This window comes from Methylobacterium sp. D53M (assembly GCF_053345625.1).
The window spans coordinates 90,078-107,241 of the sequence record NZ_JBKFAL010000019.1; the positions used below are offsets into that span (position 1 = coordinate 90,078).

Consider the following 17,164-nt stretch of genomic DNA (forward strand, 5'->3'; position numbering starts at 1 on the left):
GGAAACTCTATTGCGCGGCCCGATCAGGGCATCGATTGAGAAATCTACGTAAACTTGCGCGCTGCAGAGGCGCGGAATCGATCAAATGATGGATGCGTTAATTGAAAGTAGCTGCTAGGACACGTCGTGATGTCGTGCGGAGGAGCGGATGCGCTACCGGGCCGTAAGTGTCTTGGATGTGTCGGCGATGGCTTCGGAAGAGAACCCGACGGACGAGACCCTCATGCTCCGCGAGCACATCCGCCGTATCCTGCGCAAGCTCTCCCGCGCGCGGGCCGAGCTTCAGTACAGCTGAACGGCGCGGGGCATGCCGGCATCGGTGCGGAACGCCGCGCCCGCACCGTCGCGATGCGCGGCGTCGCGCGCCGGTCCGAGCCTCCGCGGTCTCACGAGGTGACGTCGGTGTCGTGGCGGCTCGGCGCGGGTTCGACGTCGCGACAGGACGGGGTGTAGGCGCACCAGCCGCACTGCCCGAGGTCGGCAGCCCGGGGCGCGTTCCACTGCGAGCACAGCGGGCAGACCTTCAGCACCAGCTTGGCGCCGTGCGCGAAGGCCAGACCGCGGCCGCGGAACGTGACTCTACCCTGGGGGAGATCAGTGGACATCGTCGCCCTGACTGTAACACAGGTTAGTCACTGGAACCTGTCCAATCTGTCCGATTCCGTCAACTCCGGGCCGGCCTGACGGGTATTCGGGGCCGAGCCGCATGTCCGATTCCGCCGGTCCTGACTGAGATCCTGGCTCAGATCCTGGCTCAGATCCTGGCCGATTCTCTCCATCCGCCGAGCCCGAGTTCAGGCGATCACGGCCTCTTCCGTCCGGACCGTGAGTTCGCCGACGCGGCGCGCGTCCCTGATCGGGCGCGGGTGCGGTGGCGGGTGCCGTTCGCGGAGGCCGCATCGAACGAACGCCCGTCGGGCGCGTTTATGGCCATGCTTGCGCGATCCCCGAACAGCCCGTCCGACGTCAGAGCACGCGACACCGCCAACCGATTCGAGGCGGCCGACGTCGCCCTCGGCGTCGGGCTGGCACGCGCGAAAGACCACCCCGTCGTTCGAACGGTGGGGACGGCGAGCGAGATCGGGAGCTGGCAGTCCCTGCTCTCGCTGTCTGCCGGCACCCTCGTCCTGGGGCTCATGGTGCGCGATCGCCGGATGGCAGAAGCGGGGCGGCACATGCTGCAAGCCGGTCTCCTGGCCGGTGTCGTCAAGACGAGCTTGAAGCGGGCGGTGCATCGGACGCGGCCGAACGTCCTGATGGATGAGGGGGTCTACGTGCGGGGATGGCCGGGAACGGGCATCGGTCCGTGGCAATCCTTCCCCTCGGGTCATTCCGCCCTGAGCACCGCCGTCGCGCGCGCCGCCGCGCGCGCCTATCCGGAGATCAGGGGACCGTCCTACGCCGCCGCAGCCGGCGTCGTCACCGCGCAGGTTCTCCGCGGGGCGCACTTCCCCGCCGACGTGCTGGCGGGTGCCGTCATCGGCATCGCCGCGGAGTTCGCCGTCGACCGCCTGACACGCGACCGGCGCAGGTCGCCGCGCTGACGGCGCCGGGATCCTCAGGCCGCGCCTCTCCGCACGGACCGCGCCGAGGCGATGCGCTTCACGTCACAGCCGACGAGATCGAGATCCGCGAGGTCGCGCTCGCTGAACGATGCGAGTTCGCTCCGCGCGCGACGGCAGTCGAGCCATCGCCTGATGAGGGAGAACGGAGCCGTCATCTGATCCTCCTGGCCTGCGGAGGCTGACATGCCCTGTGCGCCGCTCCGCGACCGTGACGAAGGTCACGGACGCCCGGACACCTGGCCCGCCGCATGGGCGGGACGGTGGGAGCCCCCCGGCCGCACACGCCGCGTTGCCGGGGCGCCCCAGGCGGAGACGGCGCCGGCGTCGGCTCATCGGCCGCGAGGGGCGCATCGCCGAGGCCGGCGTCGCGTTCCTCGCGGACCGGGCTTCCGGCCTCGAAGATCCGCGGGATGGACCACCGCGCGTTGTGGCCCGCCGGCGCGCGCCCTTGAACAGCGCCGCGCCAATCGATAGGTTACTATCAATATCGGTGCGGGGCCGCCCGATGCGCGTCACCACGATCCGCCGGGAGGCTTGAGATGGCAGCCAAGACCCTGCGGCAGCTCCGTCTGGCCTACACCCACACGCTGCTGCTCTCCGGACGGCAGTGGCGGCGCCTGGCCAACGCGGCGACCGAGGCCCACGGCATCTCGGAGGCCAAGGCCCTGCCGCTGGTGCTGATCGCCCGCATGGGCGGCGAGCCGCGCCAGACCACCCTGGCGGACGCGATCGGCATCGAGGGGCCGTCGCTGGTGCGGCTCCTGGATCAACTGGAGAAGGCGGACCTCGTCGCGCGCCGGGAGGACCCCACCGACCGCCGCGCGAAGGTTCTGACCCTGACGCCCGCGGGACAGGCGGTCGTCGCGCGGATCGAGGCGGATCTCGAGCGCCTCAGGGAGACGGTGTTCGCGACCGTGAGCGCCGCGGACCTGGAGGCCGGCCTGCGGGTGTTCCAGGCCCTGCAGGATCATCTCCGCGGCGAGGCCTGGCTCGACGGGGCGGAGGCCGGGGCGCGTCGCGGCGAGGCCGCGGAATGACGCTCCCCGGCTGGCGCGACTGGGCCTTCGCGCTCAAGACCTTCGGTGCCGGCATGCTGGCCCTGTTCCTGGCGTTCTGGATCGATCTGCCGAACCCCTACTGGGCGCTCGGCACCGTCTACATCACCAGCCAGGTGCTGGCCGGCGCCACCCGCTCCAAGGCGCTCTACCGGGTGCTCGGCACCCTGCTCGGGGCCGTGGTCACGGTCGCCCTCGTGCCGAACCTCGTGAACGCGCCGGAGCTCCTGACGCTCGCCATCGCGACCTGGGTCGCGACGTGCCTGTACTTCTCCCTCCTCGACCGGACCCCGCGCAGCTACCTGATGATGCTCGGCGGCTACACGGCGGCGCTGATCGGCTTCCCGGCCGTGGGCGATCCCGGGACGATGTTCGATGTCGCGGTGGCCCGGGCCGAGGAGATCACCCTCGGCATCCTCTGCGCCAGCCTCGTGAACACGATCGTGCTGCCGCAGTCGGTGGCGCCGGTGATCTCCGGCCGGCTCGACCTCTGGCTGCGCGACGCGCGGGGCTGGGTCATCGACGTCCTCGGCCGCACCCGCGCGACGACGGACACGCAGGCCACCCGGCTGAAGCTGGCCTCGGACGCGGTCGCGTTCGATGCCCTGGCGACGCCGCTGCGCTACGACATGACCGGCGCGGAACGCTCGGCGGATGCCATGGCGACCCTGCGCCAGCACATGCTGATGTTCCTGCCCATCGCCTCGGCGGTCTCGGACCGCATCGAGACGCTGGAGCGGGCGAGCGCGCTGCCGCAGCGCCTGCGCGCCCTCCTCGACGCCATGGCCGGCTGGCTCGCCTCCGGAACCACCGAACAGGCCGAGGCCGACCGCCTGAAGGCCGAGGCGGACGCCCTCGAACCCGGGCTCGGGGAGCGGCCGTCCTGGGACGCCCTCGTGCTGGCGAGCCTCCTGGCGCGGCTGCGCGACTTCATCGACCTGCGCCAGGACGCCCGGATCCTGCAGCGGCACATCGCGGACGGGACGCCGGTCACCGAGGACCTGACCTTCCGGTACACCGCGGCGGCGCGCACGATCCGCCACCGCGACCACGGCATGGCGCTGCTGTCGGCCCTGGGCGTGTTCCTGACCATCCTGGTCACCTGCGCGATCTGGATCGCGACCGGATGGCCGCACGGCTCGGCGGCCCCGATGATGGCCGCGGTCGGCTGCTGCTTCTTCGCCGCCCAGGACGATCCCGCCCCGTTCATCGTCAGCTTCGCCAACTCGGCCATCGTCGGCGCCCTGGGGGCGGGCGCCTACCTGTTCGCGGTCCTGCCGCTGGCCACCACCTTCGAGATGCTGGCCCTGGCGCTGTCCCCGGCCCTCCTGGCCTGCGGGGTGTTCATGGCCCAGCCGAGGACCGCGCCCCTGGCGATGGGCGCGGCGGTCAACGGCTCGGCCATGATCGCCCTCCAGGGCAGCTACACGGGGGACTTCGCGGCCTCTACCAACGCCTCCGTCGCGGTCATCGTCGGCATGTGGGTCGCGGCCATCGTCACGCGCCTCGTCCGCTCGGTCGGCGCCGGCTGGTCGGCGCGGCGCCTGCGGGCCGTCAACCGCCGCAGCCTCGCCCGCGCCGCCGGGCGCCAGGGCGCGCAGAACGGTCTCGAACTCGCCGCGCTGATGCTCGATCGGGTCGGCCTGATCGCGCCGCGGCTGGCCGCCCTGCCGTCCGACGACGCGGAATGGACCGCCGACCTCCTCGCCGAGGTCCGGGTCGGCATCAACGTCGTGGAACTGCGGCGCGACCGGCGGCAGCTCTCGGAGCCGGCCCGGGCGGCGGTCGAAGCACTCCTCGTCGCGCTGTCGCGGCACTTCGCGGCCGAGCCGGGAAAGCCCGCCCCCGGCCTGCTCGAGGCCGTCGACGGGGCCCTCGACGCCGTCTCCCGCGACGCGCGGCAGGCGGCCGGCCGGGCCGCGCTGATGGGTCTCGTCGGCGTCCGGCGCGGCCTGTTCCCGGACGCGCCGCCCTACCGGTCGACGCTGCCCACCACCACGCATCCGGAGCTCGCGGCATGACGGGTGAACTCGACCTGTACGGTGTGTTCGTGCCGAGCCTCGCGGCCTGGATGCTGATCGCCTTCGCCCTGAGCCTGCTCCTGCGGCGGGTGCTGGCCCGAACCGGGTTCTACCGCATGGTCTGGCACCGGCCCCTGTTCGACCTCGCCCTCTACGTCGTGCTCCTCGGCCTCGTCGTCTCGGTCGCGGTCCCTCTCACCTCCTGACCGGCGGGCTCGTCCGGCCGCCCGGTCTCGCCCTGCCCACACCTTCCGGATCCCTCCATGCCCCGGCTTCTCGCCCTCTCGTTCCGCCTCCTCGTCACCCTCGGGACGGTCGCCGCCGCGATCGTCGTCGGGCTGGCGCTGTGGGACTACTACATGGAGGCGCCGTGGACCCGCGACGGGCGCGTGCGCGCCGACGTGGTGCAGGTGGCCCCCGACGTCTCCGGCCTCGTCACCGAGGTGCTGGTGGCGGACAACCAGGTGGTGAAGCGGGGCGACGTGCTGTTCCGCATCGATCCCGAGCGCTTCGATCTCGCCCTGCGCCAGGCGGAGGCGGTGGTCGAGGGCAAGCAGGCGACCGCCGAGCGGGCCGCGGCCGACTACGTCCGCTATCAGAAGCTCAGCGACGCCGCCGCGTCCCAGCAGAGGGTCGAGGCCGCCCGGGCGACCGACCTGGAGGCCAGGGCGGCGTACGGGCAGGCGGTGGCCGACCGTGACCTCGCCAAGCTCAACCTCCAACGCTCCGCGGTGAAGGCCGCGGTCAACGGGCGCATCACCAACATGGAGCTGCGTCCCGGCACCTACGTGTCCACCGGGCGGGGCGTGATGGCGCTCATCGACAGCGACACGCTGCGCGTCGAGGGCTATTTCGAGGAGACGAAGCTCCCGCGCATCCATGTCGGCGACAAGGCCAGCGTCCGCCTGATGGGCGAGACGTCGACGCTGAACGGCCGCGTTGAGAGCTTCGCGGGCGGCATCGAGGACCGCGAGCGCACGGCGGGCTCGAACCTGCTGGCCAGCGTCAACCCGACCTTCGCCTGGGTCCGGCTGGCCCAGCGCATCCCGGTGCGGATCAAGCTGGACGACGTTCCCGACGAGACCCGCCTGGTCGCGGGCCGCACGGCGACGGTCGCGGTCGCGTCCGAGGGCGGGACCCCGCATTTCAGCCTGTTCGGATCCTGGCGCGGGGCGCCGGAACCCGCCGCCCGGGAGACGAGAAGCCGCTGAGGACCGGCCGGCGATCCCACCTGCCGGACGGACAGAGATCGGGAGACGAACCATGGCGACACCCGCTTCGAGCCGGCCCCAGGCCGGGCCGGACCGCGTCCTGGCCGAGGCGCCGTACCGGATCGGTGCGGTGACCCTGGCCGTGCACGACCTCGACGCGCTCACGCGGTTCTACCGGGACATCATCGGGCTCGGCCTCCTCTCGGAGACCGAGAGTGCCGTGCAGCTCGGGACAGGCGACGCGACGCGCCTCGTCCTGCGCCGTGACCCGAACGCGCGGTCACGGGACCCGCGCGAGGCCGGCCTGTTCCACACGGCGTTCCTGCTGCCCGACCGGAGTGACCTCGGTGCCTGGCTCCTGCACGCGGAGAGGCACGGCATCGCGCTCATGGGCGCCGCCGACCACCTCGTGAGCGAGGCCGTCTACCTCGACGATCCGGAAGGCAACGGCATCGAGATCTACGTCGATCGCCCGGCATCGGCGTGGCCGCGTGCGTCGGACGGTTCGGTCGTGATGCGCAACGAACGGCTCGATCAGGCGGGGATCGTCGGTGCCGCGACACGTCCCTGGTCGGCGATGCCGGCCGCCGCCTGCGTCGGGCACGTCCATCTCCAAGTGGGCGACCTCGGAGCGGCAGAGCGCTTCTACGCGAACCTGCTCGGCTTCGACGTGATGTGCCGCTATCCGGGAGCCCTGTTCCTCGGCTCCGGCGGCTACCACCATCAGCTGGCCGGCAACGTCTGGAACAGCCGCGGTGCGGCCGTCAGATCCGAGGGGCGGACGGGCCTCGCCGAGGTGCTGCTGCTGGTCGATCGACCGACCCTGGCATCGACGGGAGCCCGTCTGCGCGAGGCCGACGCGCCCCTCGGCGCGGACGACGGCGCGCTCGTCGTCCGCGATCCCTGGGGCATAACTCTGCGGCTCCAGCCCACCGACTGACAGCGCCGCCGACGCTCCGTCGGGCGCGATGCGCGGAGCGCGAGACCCGAAGGCTGGAGCCGCATCACCGTCGCGGCCGCCACCACCGGAGCGATGCCGGCCTCCGGACCCGAGCCGTGCCCGCCGCGCCCGCAGAGCGTCGCCTTGAGGCTGTCGACCGCGAGCGCACGGCGACGCCGGCACGCGGACGACATGGCGGGAGCGTCCGATCCCGACGCAGCGAACCCGCTCGCCCGAGTGGTGCGCTTCAGGCGCCGGCTCCCGGCACGGCCTTCGGCTTCGGACGCACCGGCGGCACGAGGCGGAACAGCAGCATGCCGGCGACCATCGCCGCCACGAAGGTCAGGGCCTCGGCCGGGGCCACCGTCAGGATGGTGAGGGCGGGGCCGGGGCAGAGGCCGACCAGGCCCCAGCCGAGGCCGAAGATCGCGGCCCCGGCGATGAGACGCAGGTCGAGGTCGCGCCGGGTCGGGACATCGAACCTGGGCGCGAGCACCGGCCGGCCGCGCCGCAGCGCCAGGCGGTAACCGGCGGCCGAGACCGCGACGGCACCCGCCATGACGAGGGCGAGGCTCGGGTCCCAGCGGCCCGTCACGTCGAGGAAGGCGCGCACCTTGGCCGGGTCGGCCATGCCCGAGACGAGGAGGCCGAGGCCGAACAGGAGGCCGACGGCGAGGGCGGAGACGGTCTTGGCCATGGCTCAGGCTCCGACGAGACGCCGCGCGACGAGGACGGTGAGGATCGCGACGGTCATGAACGTGCCGGTCGCGGCCAGCGAGCGGGGCGAGCCGCGGCCGATGCCGCAGACGCCGTGGCCGCTGGTGCAGCCGGATCCGAGGCGCGCGCCGAAGCCGACCAGCAGACCCGCGACGACGAGGAGCGGGAACGACGCCCCGATCGTCACCGGCGGCAGGTCGCCCCCGAGACCGCTGTAAGCGACCGGCGCCAGGACGAGGCCCGCCACGAAGGCGGCCCGCCAAGCGGTCCCGCGCGCGGGCGGGACCAGGAGGCTGCCGAGGATGCCGCTGATGCCGGCGACGCGCCCGGTGAGGAGGAGGAGGAGCGACGCGGATGCGCCGATCATCGCTCCGCCGAGAAGGGCGCCCACCGGGGTGAAGTGATCCATCTCGATCTGCCTACAGCTCCGGTCCAGGCGAGGCCCGGCTCGGCGGCGGAGAACGCTGTCCCACGCGAGAACATTAGACGGTTCTTATTTAGCGCACCCTAATGTTCTGCGGCAAGCCTGCGAGCGCCGGAGCGACGCGCCGGCCGGCTTCCCGGAGCGCGCGGGCTTCCTCCGCGGTCGCCGCGCGCGACGGGCCGCGGGCTCGCTCTCGCCATCGCCGCGATGGCGTCACGCCGCAGCGGGCCGAGCCTGCGGCTGCGCAACCGGCCGGACCGTTCGGGACTCGCGGTGGAGATCCTGCGTGGCTGACGCGGTCAGGCGAGTTCCGGGCAGAAGATGTCCTTGAGTGTCGCCAGCACGCGGGCGACCCGGGGATCCTCCAGGCGGTAGTGAAGCGTCTGGCTCTCGCGCCGGTACGCGACCAGCCCGTCCTCCCGCAGCTTGGCGAGGTGCTGCGACAGGGCCGACTGGCTGAGTCCGACCGCCTCGGCGAGGCTCGTCACGTCCATCTCGCCGCGGGCGACCAGCAGGCACAGAATGAGCAGGCGCTTCTCGTTGGCGAGGAGACGGAGCAGACGGGCCGCGTCGCCGGCCCTGTCCTGAAGGCGCAGCAGTTCGTTCGGCGTGACGACGTCCATCGGTCCGGATCCGGGCGTTCTCAGGATCTCTTATTTAGCGGATCCTAATATACCGCGGGCGTCGCCGTTTGCCACGCCGGCGCGCGCCTCGCCTCACCGAGCAGCTCGGCGAGCGTGTCCGGTTCCGACGGCCGGCTACGGCGACGAGACCCGAGAGGACGGTCGCCGAGGGACAGCCGTCATTCCTGTCCCGTCTCCGGCCTGTGGCGGTGTGAAACGCGTCCCCCGACGGGGTGGGCAACGCCGACCGTCTGAAATCCACCGCACCTACATTGCTGCACCAGCAGCGCATGCAATTCGCTCCAGGCGCGGCCTCGAATATCTGAGGACATTGAAACATGGAGTCGGATACTAAAAATCGTGAATTCACCAAGAAATATGGGTTCGGCCGCTGTCAGAAATATCGATCTCAGTCCGCACATTTGCTCCAGAATTGGGAAAAATAGGACCATCATCGGCCCGAAAGATCGTTCTAAACGTTTTGTTAACCATGTGAGAGGAATGCATTCAAAACTTCGTGTGGACGATCGCTGGGTGCCCTGAGCCGCGAGGGCCCGGATTTTTTTCTTGAGACAGCGGCGCAGAGAGACGCGTTCCTGATGGGTCACCGGCCAGGTCAGCTCTGTGTCCCACGCCGCGACCGGAAGATCCGCGATGGCGGACGGCTCGTCGTCGCGGCCAGCACCGGCCTGGTCCTGGTCCTCGACCTGCCGGCGCGCGCCGCGGAGCGACCTCGGCCCGAGGTGGTGACCGCCACCAGCGGCCGCGATGGTAGAGCCAACGTCATCGCGTCGAATGTCGTCGCGACGGCCGGTGCTGACGGCCCTGACCTGTCCTTGATCAATGTCGATGCCGCGGCCGCCGGCAACGACCTCGCCGCGACGATCCGGACCGGTTCGGTGGGCGGAGCGGGCGGGCGCGGCGACGCGATCCCGGGGCTGGCATCCGTCCCGGGCGCGAGCGGTGGGCGCGGCGGTGCCGTCGCGGTGACGCTCGGAGAGGATGTGAGCGGAGAGGGGGATCAGGTCGGCTACACGACGCGCGCCCGCGTCTCCCAGCTCCAGTTCCGGCCGATCCCGCGGTTCTGGGTCTTCTCCCGGGGTGGGAACGGCGGCGACGCCCAGAAGGATGTCGGCGCCGGCGGCGATGCCGGGCCGGCGACCCTGACCCTGTCGTCCCGCGTCGCGACCGAGGGGCAGGCCTTCCTGGGGGTCCGGGTCAGTGCGGTCGGCGGCGATGCCGGCCGCGGGGGCACCGACGCCGACCAGACCGCCTCCAGACGGGGCGGCGCCGGCGGCGCGGCCGCGCTCACGGTGACACGCTCCGGGCAGGTGACGACCGACGGTGTCGGGGCGACCGCGGTGATTGTCGAGTCCATCGGCGGCGCGGGCTCGATCCGCGGGTCCGGGACCTTCTACAGCAACCCCTTCGTGACGCCGGGCGGCGCGGGCGGCACCGCGCGCCTCGACATGGCCGGGACCATCCGGACCTCCGGCGACTCTGCCCTCGGCGGCCTCGTCCAGAGCATCGGCGGCGACGGCGGGATACAGCCCGATGCCGGCGGCCGGCCCGGTGGCCGGGGCGGTGACGGCGGGACCGTCACGGTGACCCAGAGCGGCACGATCGTCACGGCGGGCGACTACGCCCTCGGCCTCGTCGCGCAATCGGTCGGCGGGCCGGGCGGCAAGGGCGGCGGCGGCGTGTTCGGTGGCGGCGGCGGGGGCGATGCCGCCCCGGGCGGATCGGTGACCCTGACCAACAGCGGGACGGTGACGACGTCCGGCGCCGGGGCGACCGGCCTCGTGGCGCAGAGCATCGGCGGCGGCAGCGCCCTCTCGGCCCTGCCGCTCGCGGCCCTCGACGTGGCGCCCGGGAGCGGCGGCGGGGCCGGAGGCATCTCGCTCTGGTTCGGCCGCGGCGGGGCCGGCGGGACCGGGGGCGCGGGCGGGACCGCGGAGATCGTCAACGCGGGTGGCCGGATCACGACCGAGGGCGACTCGGCCTTCGGGGCGTTGGTGCAGAGCATCGGTGGCAGCGGCGGCAGCGGTGGTGGCGCCTTCCCGGCCGGGGCCTTCTTCGCGGTCGGCCTGGGCGGCAGCGGCGGCGGCGGCGGTGATGGCGGTCTCGCGCGCTTCACCGGCCGGGCCGGCGCGATCGAGACCGGCGGGGCGGGATCGACGGCCGTGCTGGTGCAGAGCATCGGCGGCGGCGGCGGCGCCGGCGGCGACGTCAGGAGCATCGCGGTGGGCGCGGCCCTCTCCGCCTCGTGGGCGATCGGCGGATCCGGCGGCAAGGGGGGCAACGGCGGCGAGGCCCGCATCGAGAGCAGCAGCACCGTGACCACCGCCGGTCTCGGGGCGGACGGCCTGGCCGTCCTCAGCATCGGCGGCGGCGGCGGCGTCGGCGGCCTGGCCAGCGCGACGGCGATCACGACGCCCCTGGCCACGCCGAGCGGGCAGTCGCTGCCGAGCTTCGCCTTCTCCACCGCGATCGGCGGCTCGGGGGGCGACGGCGGCAATGGCGGCCCGGCGGGCGTGATCAATGCCGGCCGGGTCACCACCTACGGCGACGCGGCCGCGGGGCTGCTGGTCCTCAGCGTCGGCGGCGGCGGCGGGATCGGCGGCGATGCCGCCGCCTACGCGCTGGCGGTCGCTCCGCCGGGCCAGATGGCCGTGTCCGCCACCTCCACGCTGGGCGGGACGGGCGGCGGCGGCGGCAATGGCGGCACCGTCACCGCCGCGAATAGCGGCGCGGTGCGCACGTCCGGGGACGGCGCGATCGGCATCCAGGCCCAGAGCATCGGCGGGGGCGGCGGCAATGGCGGGGGCGCGACCGCGACGAGCAACAGCCTGAGCCTCAAGCAGAACGTCACGGTGGCGCGGAGCATCGGCGGCACCGCGGGCGTCGCCGGGGTCGGCGGCGCGGTCACGGTCACGCAGTCCGGCAGCGTCACCACCGGGGGAGCCGGCGCGGTCGGCATCCTCGCGCAGAGCATCGGTGGGGGCGGCGGCAACGGCGGCAACGCCGCGAGCCTCGCGGCCCCCGGCTTCTCCTTCGACAAGACCCTGAACGGCCTCGTCGGAAAGCTTCCGATCGCCGATACCCTCTCGGTGACGGAGACGATCGGCGGCGGGAAGGGCAAGGGCAATGTCGGCGGCGCGGTCACGGTGACGAACCGGGGCGCGATCACGACCGAGGGGTCGAACGCCCACGGCATCGAGGCGCAGAGCATCGGCGGGGGCGGCGGCAACGGCGGCACCGTGTCCGGATCGGCCGTCGGCAAGCTCACCGTCGGCCTGACGCTCGGCGGCCAGGGCGGCAGCGGCGGCAGCGGCGGGGACGTGACCGTCACCAATGCCGCCGCCGGCGTGATCGCGACCAGCGGCGACGGCTCGCACGGGATCGTGGCGCAGAGCGTCGGCGGCGGCGGCGGCATGGGCGGCAGCGTCGCGGCGCGTGACGTTTCCGACCCCGACACCGTCGGAACGATCTGGACGCAGATCAAGAAGACGATCGGTGTCGCCGCCTACCAGGAGTGGGCGAAGGACAAGGAGAACAAGGACGATCTCGATCGATTCCTGAAGGACATCAAGTCCAGCGACACGTACAAGGGCCTGGCGGATCAGCTCAAGAACTCGGATTTTGGCAAGGCGCTCAAGTCCTACAGCGGCAGCGTCTCGAGCTATCTGGACGCGCAGAAGAAGGGCGCCACCAAGCTGCCCGACGTGGCGTTCACCCTGTCGCTCGGCGGGAGCGGCGCGCAGGGCGGGAACGGCGGACGCGTCTCGGTCGAGAACGGCGGCACCGTCCGGACGATGGGGATCGGCGCGCACGGCATCCTGGCGCAGAGCATCGGCGGCGGCGGCGGCCAGGGCGGCCTCGCCTACGCGGAGGCGACCAACAGGACGACCGTGACGGCGACGCTCGGCGGCACGGGCGGCAGCGGCAACATCGGCGGCACGGCCAAGATCGTGAACTCCGGTTCCGTCGCCACGGCGGACGATGCCGCCTACGGCCTCTACGCGCAGAGCATCGGCGGCGGCGGCGGCAACGGCGTCGGCGCCACGGTCGCCGGCAGCCAAGCGAACAAGGGCCTGACGCTCAACCTGACCGTCGGCGGATCGGGAGGGACCGGCGCCCGGGGCGGATCTGTCCGGGTCGATAACCGCGGCTCGGTGACCACCGCCGGGGCCGAGGCGCATGCCGTCGTCGCCCAGAGCATCGGCGGCGGTGGCGGAAGCTTCTCGGCGCCCTCCGCCGAGGCCGACACCCCCGCCGCTGCCACCCCCGCCGCGGCGGAGGGGACGGAATCATCCAAGGAGCCGGCCGCGAGCCAGGTTCAGAGCGAGACCAAGAGCGAGGCGAAGAGCGGGACGAAGAGCGACGCCCAGGCGCTGGCGGACGCCCTGCTCGCCGCGCTCGACATCGAGCGGATCGCCCCACCGGAGGATCCGGCCGGCGTCTCCGAGAGATCCGGCAGCCTGACGCTCGGCGGCTCCGGGCGCGTGGCGGGCGATGGTGGCGGCGTGACGATCGTGCAATCCGGCACGGTCGCCACGACGGGCTTCGGGGCGGTGGGCATCCTGGCGCAGAGCATCGGCGGCGGCGGCGGCCTCGCCTCGGTGGCGGCCGGCCCGGGCGGCCACCGCTACACGTTCGGGATCGGCGGCGCGGGCGGCGCCTCGGGGAGCGGCGGCCCGGTCGGGGTGAGCCTGACCGCGGGCGCGCAGGTCTCCACCGTCGGCGACGCGGCGCCGGCGCTGCTGCTGCAGTCGATCGGCGGCGGCGGTGGCTACGGCGGCGCGCACCAGGCGATGGGATACGCGGTGCCCTACGCACTGCGCGACGGGTCCGACGGCAACGGTGGGACGATCCGGGTGACGCTGGAGGAGGGCAGCGCGATCCGCACGTCGGGCGCCCAGTCCCACGGCCTCCTCGCCCAGAGCCTCGGGGGCGGCGGCGGCCTGCTCCTGGACCTCACCGGCCCGGCCGCCGGGGCGTCGGGTCAGAGCCGTCTGAACGCGACCGGCAAGGGCGGCGACATCTCCGTCGCGTCGTCCGGATCGATCATCGCGTCGGGCCGCGACGCGAACGCGATCTTCGTCCAGTCCGGCGTCCAACGCACCGACGGGAGCCTCGAACCCGACCCGGAGCGGGGCGGCACGATCAACCTCCAGGTGAACGGCCTCGTCACGGGCGGCAGCGGCACCGGGGCGGCGATCCGCATCGACGGCGGGCGCTCCACTACGATCGTGATCGGCGGGCGCGCCGTGGTCAGCGCGGCTTCGGGCCGGGCCATCGTCGGCGTGTTCTCCGCCGGCGAGATCAACAATTACGGCACCGTGATCGGCGACGTGGACCTGGCCGCCGGCCAGGCGGGGGGCGTCACCTTCGTCAACGGCGGTTTCCAGAACACGGGTGGGACCTCGGCGATCCTGCGCACCGGACCCGAAGGCGTCATCGCCCTGGGGCCGAACGGCCGCCTGCACAACAGCGCCACCCTCGACATCGGCGGCGTCGGCAAGGTCGCCCGAGCGACGGTGACCGGCAATTTCGAGCAGAGCGCGTACGGGCGGATGCTCGTCGACGTGGCGCCCCTGGCCCCGGAGGGGGCCCTGCGCGCCGATCTCCTCACCGTCACCGGCACCGCATCGCTGAAGGGCCTCGTCGAGCCGCATCTGATCGACGGGCTGCTGCCCGGCCGGTACGCCTTCCTCCGGGCCGGTCAGGTCGTGGAGAGCGGCGCCATGGCTGTCGGCGGCAGCCTCCATTCCGGCGCGGTTCCGATCTCCTGGTCGATCGTCGCGTCGGGCGACACCCTCTCCCTGGTCCCGAGAGCCCGGTTCACGGAGCCGACGGGCGTCACGCTCACGCCGGACCAGCGCAGCGTCGCGCAGGGCCTGCAGGATGCCTGGGACGGCAATACCAGGCAGCTCGGAACGCTCTACGGGCGCTTCCTCTCGGTCGACAGCCAGAAGGCCTACGCCGCCGCCCTCGACGAGTTGAAGCCCGAGTCCAACCAGGACAGCCTGACCGACCGGACGCTCGACACCCGCAAAGGTCTTCAGCGGGCCATGAGCTGTCCGGCCTTCAGCGGCACCGGCACGCTCCTGCGTGAGGGCGAGTGTGTCTGGGGGCGGATCACGAGCGCCCACACGACCCTTTCCGCGACCGCGGAGGACGGCGGCTATCGCCAGACCGCCCTCAGCTACCAGACCGGCCTCCAGACCGAGTTCGCCCCTGACTGGTTCTTCGGTCTGACCGGCGCCTACACACGCGCCATCCAGAGCGATCCCGACCGGATCACCGGGACGACCAGCGATGCCGGCGATGTCTCGGCGGCGCTCAAGCACCAGATCGGCCCTTGGCTGCTCGCGGCATCGGCCAATCTCGGCTATTCCTGGGCCGAGAACAGGCGCCTGATCGACTTCGGCGGCGCCACGGCCACGGCGCGCAGCAAGTCCGGGATCCTCTCGGCGGGCGGGCGGCTGCGGGCAAGCTACCAAGTCCTGTTCGGTGATTGGTATCTCAAGCCCTACGCGGATCTGGATCTGCTCTACAGCTACAGTCCCGCCTATTCAGAGACCGGGGCCCCCGGCTTCAACCTCGACATGCGACCGGTCGCCAAGACTCTGGTGGCGTTCAGCCCGATGCTGGAGATCGGCGGCCGGATCGACCTCGATGCGGGGCGCTGGATCCGGCCTTACGGTATCCTCGGCGTGACGCTCCTCTCGGACGACCATTTCACCGGTCGGGCGAGCTTCCAGGGGACCGGCGCCCTCGGCCTGTTCGCTACGGAATCGTCGATCCCCGATCGCCTCGGCGAGATGGGGCTGGGCTTTCAGATCAGCCTCGGTGGCGGCATCGAGGTGACCGGCGAGTATCAGGGTCAAGTCGGCGATCACTTCCTCTCGCATGCGGGGACTGCTCGGATGCAGCTGCGCTTCTGAGCGCGACGTGGACCATTTCCGGGCCGTCGCGTAGGCGGAGGTGACGAAGCGGGCGTGACGGACAGGCCGGTGTGACCTGACCGACTGGCTCTGGACCGGGCTGATTGAGAGGATCGGCCAGGACCGAAGAAGTCGGGCATGCGGCGAGGTCAGAAGACGAGCGCGGAGCAGGTGGTGCTCGGACCTTACGCGAGGGCTCGCAGATACTGCTCGGCGGTCTCCCACGCGCCGTCCCTCGCAGCCAGACCGATATAGCCGTCGGGTCGGACAACGATGAGGTCGGAACCGCTCGGCCGCGACCGACGGGTCGGTTCGAGCAGGCCGGGGAAGCGCTCGATCAGTTCAGCCCCACGCGTCGCGTCCGCCGCATAGAGGACGAAGCGCGGCTCGCTGCCGGCGCCCGGGGGCGGTCCCGCGTAGGCAGCAGGCTCCCAACGCGCCCCGGCGCCGTGTCCGAGGGAGAGCGGGCTGTCGGCATAGGCGATCTCGATCTCGCTCAGCTGCGTCGCCATCCGGTCGCGGACGACATGGAGGCCGAGCAGGAAGCGCAGCGCGAGGTTGCGCGCCGTCTGCGCCGCCGGGTTCGACAGCGTCGCCATGTCGGTCAGCCGGGTCGCGTTGCGCAGGACCAGCTCCCCGACCGCGCTGCGCTCTGGGCTGTAGCTGTCGAGAAGGGACGCGCTCGCTTGACCGCGCACCACCATCGCCAGCTTCCAGGCGAGGTTCACCGCGTCCTGCATACCGGTGTTCATCCCTTGTCCGCCTGCGGGACTGTGGATGTGCGCCGCATCGCCGGCGAGAAAGGCGCGCCCGCGCCGGTAATCCGCGACCTTGCGCTCGTTGATGCGGAAGTGCGTCAACCAGACCGGGTCAGACACGCGGAAGCCGCCGCCGGCGCGCTGATCGACGAGGGCTTGCACGTCGTCGAGGGTGGGCTCCGGCCGCGGGTGCGCCGCATCCGCCTTGCCCACCGTCGCGATGACGCGCGCCCGACCGCCCGGGATCGGAAAGACGACGAAGGGGCCGTCACGGTGCAGGTAGGTCGCGATCTCGTCCGCCGGCGGTGCTGCGGGCCCCTCGAGGCGCACGTCGGCGAGCAGCCAGTCGTCCCCCTGCGCCGAGCCGGAGAACGGGATGCCGAGTTTGTGCCGGACCGTGCTGTGAGCACCGTCGCAGCCGATCAGCCACGGCGTCCTCACCGTCTCCTCGCGTCCGTCGGCGTGTCGCACGTGCGCGTCGATGCCGTCCGCCGTCTCGGCGAAGTCGACCAGCTCGACCTGACGCTCGATCTCGACGCCGAAGGCGCCCAGCTGCGCGGTGAGAAGGCGCTCCGTCTCGCATTGTGGGATCATCAAGGCGAAGTTGTAGGCGCTCTCCACGCCTTCCAGGCGCGGGCTGCCGAGCACCTTGCCGCCGCTGCGGATCGAGGCACCGGGAGCGCGCAGTCCCGCATCCAGGAAGGCTCGCGTGCAACCCATGCGATCCATGAGTTCGAGGGTGCGCGACCAGACCACGAGGGCCTTCGAGGTCTCCGTGGCGCGCGGGGCGCGGTCGATCAGGCGCACTCCGACGCCGTAGCGGGCCAGCTCCGCCGCCATGGTCAGACCGACCGGCCCCGCGCCGACGATGAGAATGTCCGTCATGGACCCGCCTCCCGC

At 72.3% G+C, this 17,164-nt stretch carries 13 protein-coding genes; 7 read left to right on the forward strand and 6 right to left on the reverse strand.

Annotated features, from left to right (window positions below; genetic code table 11):
• Nucleotides 1-386 precede the first annotated feature (386 nt).
• The gene (locus ACLBYG_RS23145; RefSeq protein ID WP_020095876.1) at nt 387-605 is read right to left on the reverse strand and encodes a hypothetical protein; all 219 of its coding nucleotides are present in this window, start codon (nt 603-605) and stop codon (nt 387-389) included.
• Nucleotides 606-878: 273 nt separating this feature from the next.
• Here ACLBYG_RS23145 and ACLBYG_RS23150 point away from each other — a divergent pair, with 273 nt between their 5' ends.
• Nucleotides 879-1,544 (forward strand): phosphatase PAP2 family protein, encoded by a 666-nt coding sequence (locus tag ACLBYG_RS23150; RefSeq protein WP_447683039.1) that lies wholly within the window; start codon nt 879-881, stop codon nt 1,542-1,544.
• Nucleotides 1,545-1,558: 14 nt separating this feature from the next.
• Here ACLBYG_RS23150 and ACLBYG_RS23155 read toward each other — a convergent pair whose 3' ends face one another.
• On the reverse strand, nt 1,559-1,750 hold the full coding sequence (locus ACLBYG_RS23155) for a DUF1127 domain-containing protein (protein WP_100253134.1): 192 nt from the start codon (nt 1,748-1,750) through the stop codon (nt 1,559-1,561).
• A 354-nt stretch (nt 1,751-2,104) separates the two neighbouring features.
• Between ACLBYG_RS23155 and ACLBYG_RS23160 the strand changes: the two genes are divergently transcribed.
• The 5 genes from ACLBYG_RS23160 to ACLBYG_RS23180 are packed head-to-tail and all read left to right on the forward strand — an operon-like array spanning nt 2,105 to nt 6,792.
• The gene (locus ACLBYG_RS23160; RefSeq protein ID WP_447683040.1) at nt 2,105-2,602 is read left to right on the forward strand and encodes a MarR family winged helix-turn-helix transcriptional regulator; all 498 of its coding nucleotides are present in this window, start codon (nt 2,105-2,107) and stop codon (nt 2,600-2,602) included.
• Nucleotides 2,599-4,641, forward strand: a complete 2,043-nt coding sequence (locus ACLBYG_RS23165) for an FUSC family protein (RefSeq protein ID WP_447683041.1) — start codon at nt 2,599-2,601, stop codon at nt 4,639-4,641. Before ACLBYG_RS23160 ends, ACLBYG_RS23165 begins: the two co-directional genes overlap by 4 nt.
• Entirely contained in the window at nt 4,638-4,847 is a 210-nt protein-coding gene (locus ACLBYG_RS23170; RefSeq protein WP_056524255.1) for a DUF1656 domain-containing protein, read from the forward strand. Before ACLBYG_RS23165 ends, ACLBYG_RS23170 begins: the two co-directional genes overlap by 4 nt.
• Nucleotides 4,848-4,904: 57 nt before the next feature.
• Complete coding sequence (locus ACLBYG_RS23175) at nt 4,905-5,852, forward strand: efflux RND transporter periplasmic adaptor subunit (protein WP_447683042.1); 948 nt, start codon at nt 4,905-4,907, stop codon at nt 5,850-5,852.
• Between the two features lie 52 nt (nt 5,853-5,904).
• A complete protein-coding gene (locus ACLBYG_RS23180) occupies nt 5,905-6,792 on the forward strand; it encodes a VOC family protein (RefSeq protein WP_447683043.1) in 888 nt (295 codons plus the stop codon).
• A gap of 247 nt (nt 6,793-7,039) precedes the next feature.
• Here the strand turns inward: ACLBYG_RS23180 and ACLBYG_RS23185 are convergent, their stop codons facing one another.
• From ACLBYG_RS23185 to ACLBYG_RS23195, 3 genes are all read right to left on the reverse strand, one after another.
• Nucleotides 7,040-7,489, reverse strand: a complete 450-nt coding sequence (locus ACLBYG_RS23185; RefSeq protein ID WP_042673736.1) for a DUF6691 family protein — start codon at nt 7,487-7,489, stop codon at nt 7,040-7,042.
• A gap of 3 nt (nt 7,490-7,492) precedes the next feature.
• Nucleotides 7,493-7,918, reverse strand: coding sequence for a YeeE/YedE family protein (locus ACLBYG_RS23190; RefSeq protein WP_056524264.1), 426 nt, complete (start codon nt 7,916-7,918; stop codon nt 7,493-7,495).
• Nucleotides 7,919-8,232: 314 nt separating this feature from the next.
• On the reverse strand, nt 8,233-8,556 hold the full coding sequence (locus ACLBYG_RS23195; protein WP_020095886.1) for an ArsR/SmtB family transcription factor: 324 nt from the start codon (nt 8,554-8,556) through the stop codon (nt 8,233-8,235).
• A 599-nt stretch (nt 8,557-9,155) separates the two neighbouring features.
• On the opposite strand from ACLBYG_RS23195, the gene ACLBYG_RS23200 reads away from it, so the two are divergent.
• The gene (locus ACLBYG_RS23200) at nt 9,156-15,506 is read left to right on the forward strand and encodes an autotransporter outer membrane beta-barrel domain-containing protein (protein ID WP_447683044.1); all 6,351 of its coding nucleotides are present in this window, start codon (nt 9,156-9,158) and stop codon (nt 15,504-15,506) included.
• 185 nt (nt 15,507-15,691) lie between these two features.
• Here the strand turns inward: ACLBYG_RS23200 and ACLBYG_RS23205 are convergent, their stop codons facing one another.
• On the reverse strand, nt 15,692-17,149 hold the full coding sequence (locus ACLBYG_RS23205) for an FAD-dependent monooxygenase (protein ID WP_447683052.1): 1,458 nt from the start codon (nt 17,147-17,149) through the stop codon (nt 15,692-15,694).
• Between the last annotated feature and the right edge of the window lie 15 nt (nt 17,150-17,164).

Bases quoted from the DNA above. Each gene is read 5' to 3' on its own strand.
- ACLBYG_RS23200 (WP_447683044.1), top strand. From the start codon at position 9,156: ATGGGTCACCGGCCAGGTCAGCTCTGTGTCCCACGCCGCGACCGGAAG.
- ACLBYG_RS23165 (WP_447683041.1), top strand. From the start codon at position 2,599: ATGACGCTCCCCGGCTGGCGCGACTGGGCCTTCGCGCTCAAGACCTTC.
- ACLBYG_RS23195 (WP_020095886.1), bottom strand. From the start codon at position 8,556: ATGGACGTCGTCACGCCGAACGAACTGCTGCGCCTTCAGGACAGGGCC.
- ACLBYG_RS23160 (WP_447683040.1), top strand. From the start codon at position 2,105: ATGGCAGCCAAGACCCTGCGGCAGCTCCGTCTGGCCTACACCCACACG.
- ACLBYG_RS23170 (WP_056524255.1), top strand. From the start codon at position 4,638: ATGACGGGTGAACTCGACCTGTACGGTGTGTTCGTGCCGAGCCTCGCG.
- ACLBYG_RS23155 (WP_100253134.1), bottom strand. From the start codon at position 1,750: ATGTCAGCCTCCGCAGGCCAGGAGGATCAGATGACGGCTCCGTTCTCC.
- ACLBYG_RS23190 (WP_056524264.1), bottom strand. From the start codon at position 7,918: ATGGATCACTTCACCCCGGTGGGCGCCCTTCTCGGCGGAGCGATGATC.
- ACLBYG_RS23145 (WP_020095876.1), bottom strand. From the start codon at position 605: ATGTCCACTGATCTCCCCCAGGGTAGAGTCACGTTCCGCGGCCGCGGT.
- ACLBYG_RS23175 (WP_447683042.1), top strand. From the start codon at position 4,905: ATGCCCCGGCTTCTCGCCCTCTCGTTCCGCCTCCTCGTCACCCTCGGG.
- ACLBYG_RS23205 (WP_447683052.1), bottom strand. From the start codon at position 17,149: ATGACGGACATTCTCATCGTCGGCGCGGGGCCGGTCGGTCTGACCATG.
- ACLBYG_RS23185 (WP_042673736.1), bottom strand. From the start codon at position 7,489: ATGGCCAAGACCGTCTCCGCCCTCGCCGTCGGCCTCCTGTTCGGCCTC.
- ACLBYG_RS23180 (WP_447683043.1), top strand. From the start codon at position 5,905: ATGGCGACACCCGCTTCGAGCCGGCCCCAGGCCGGGCCGGACCGCGTC.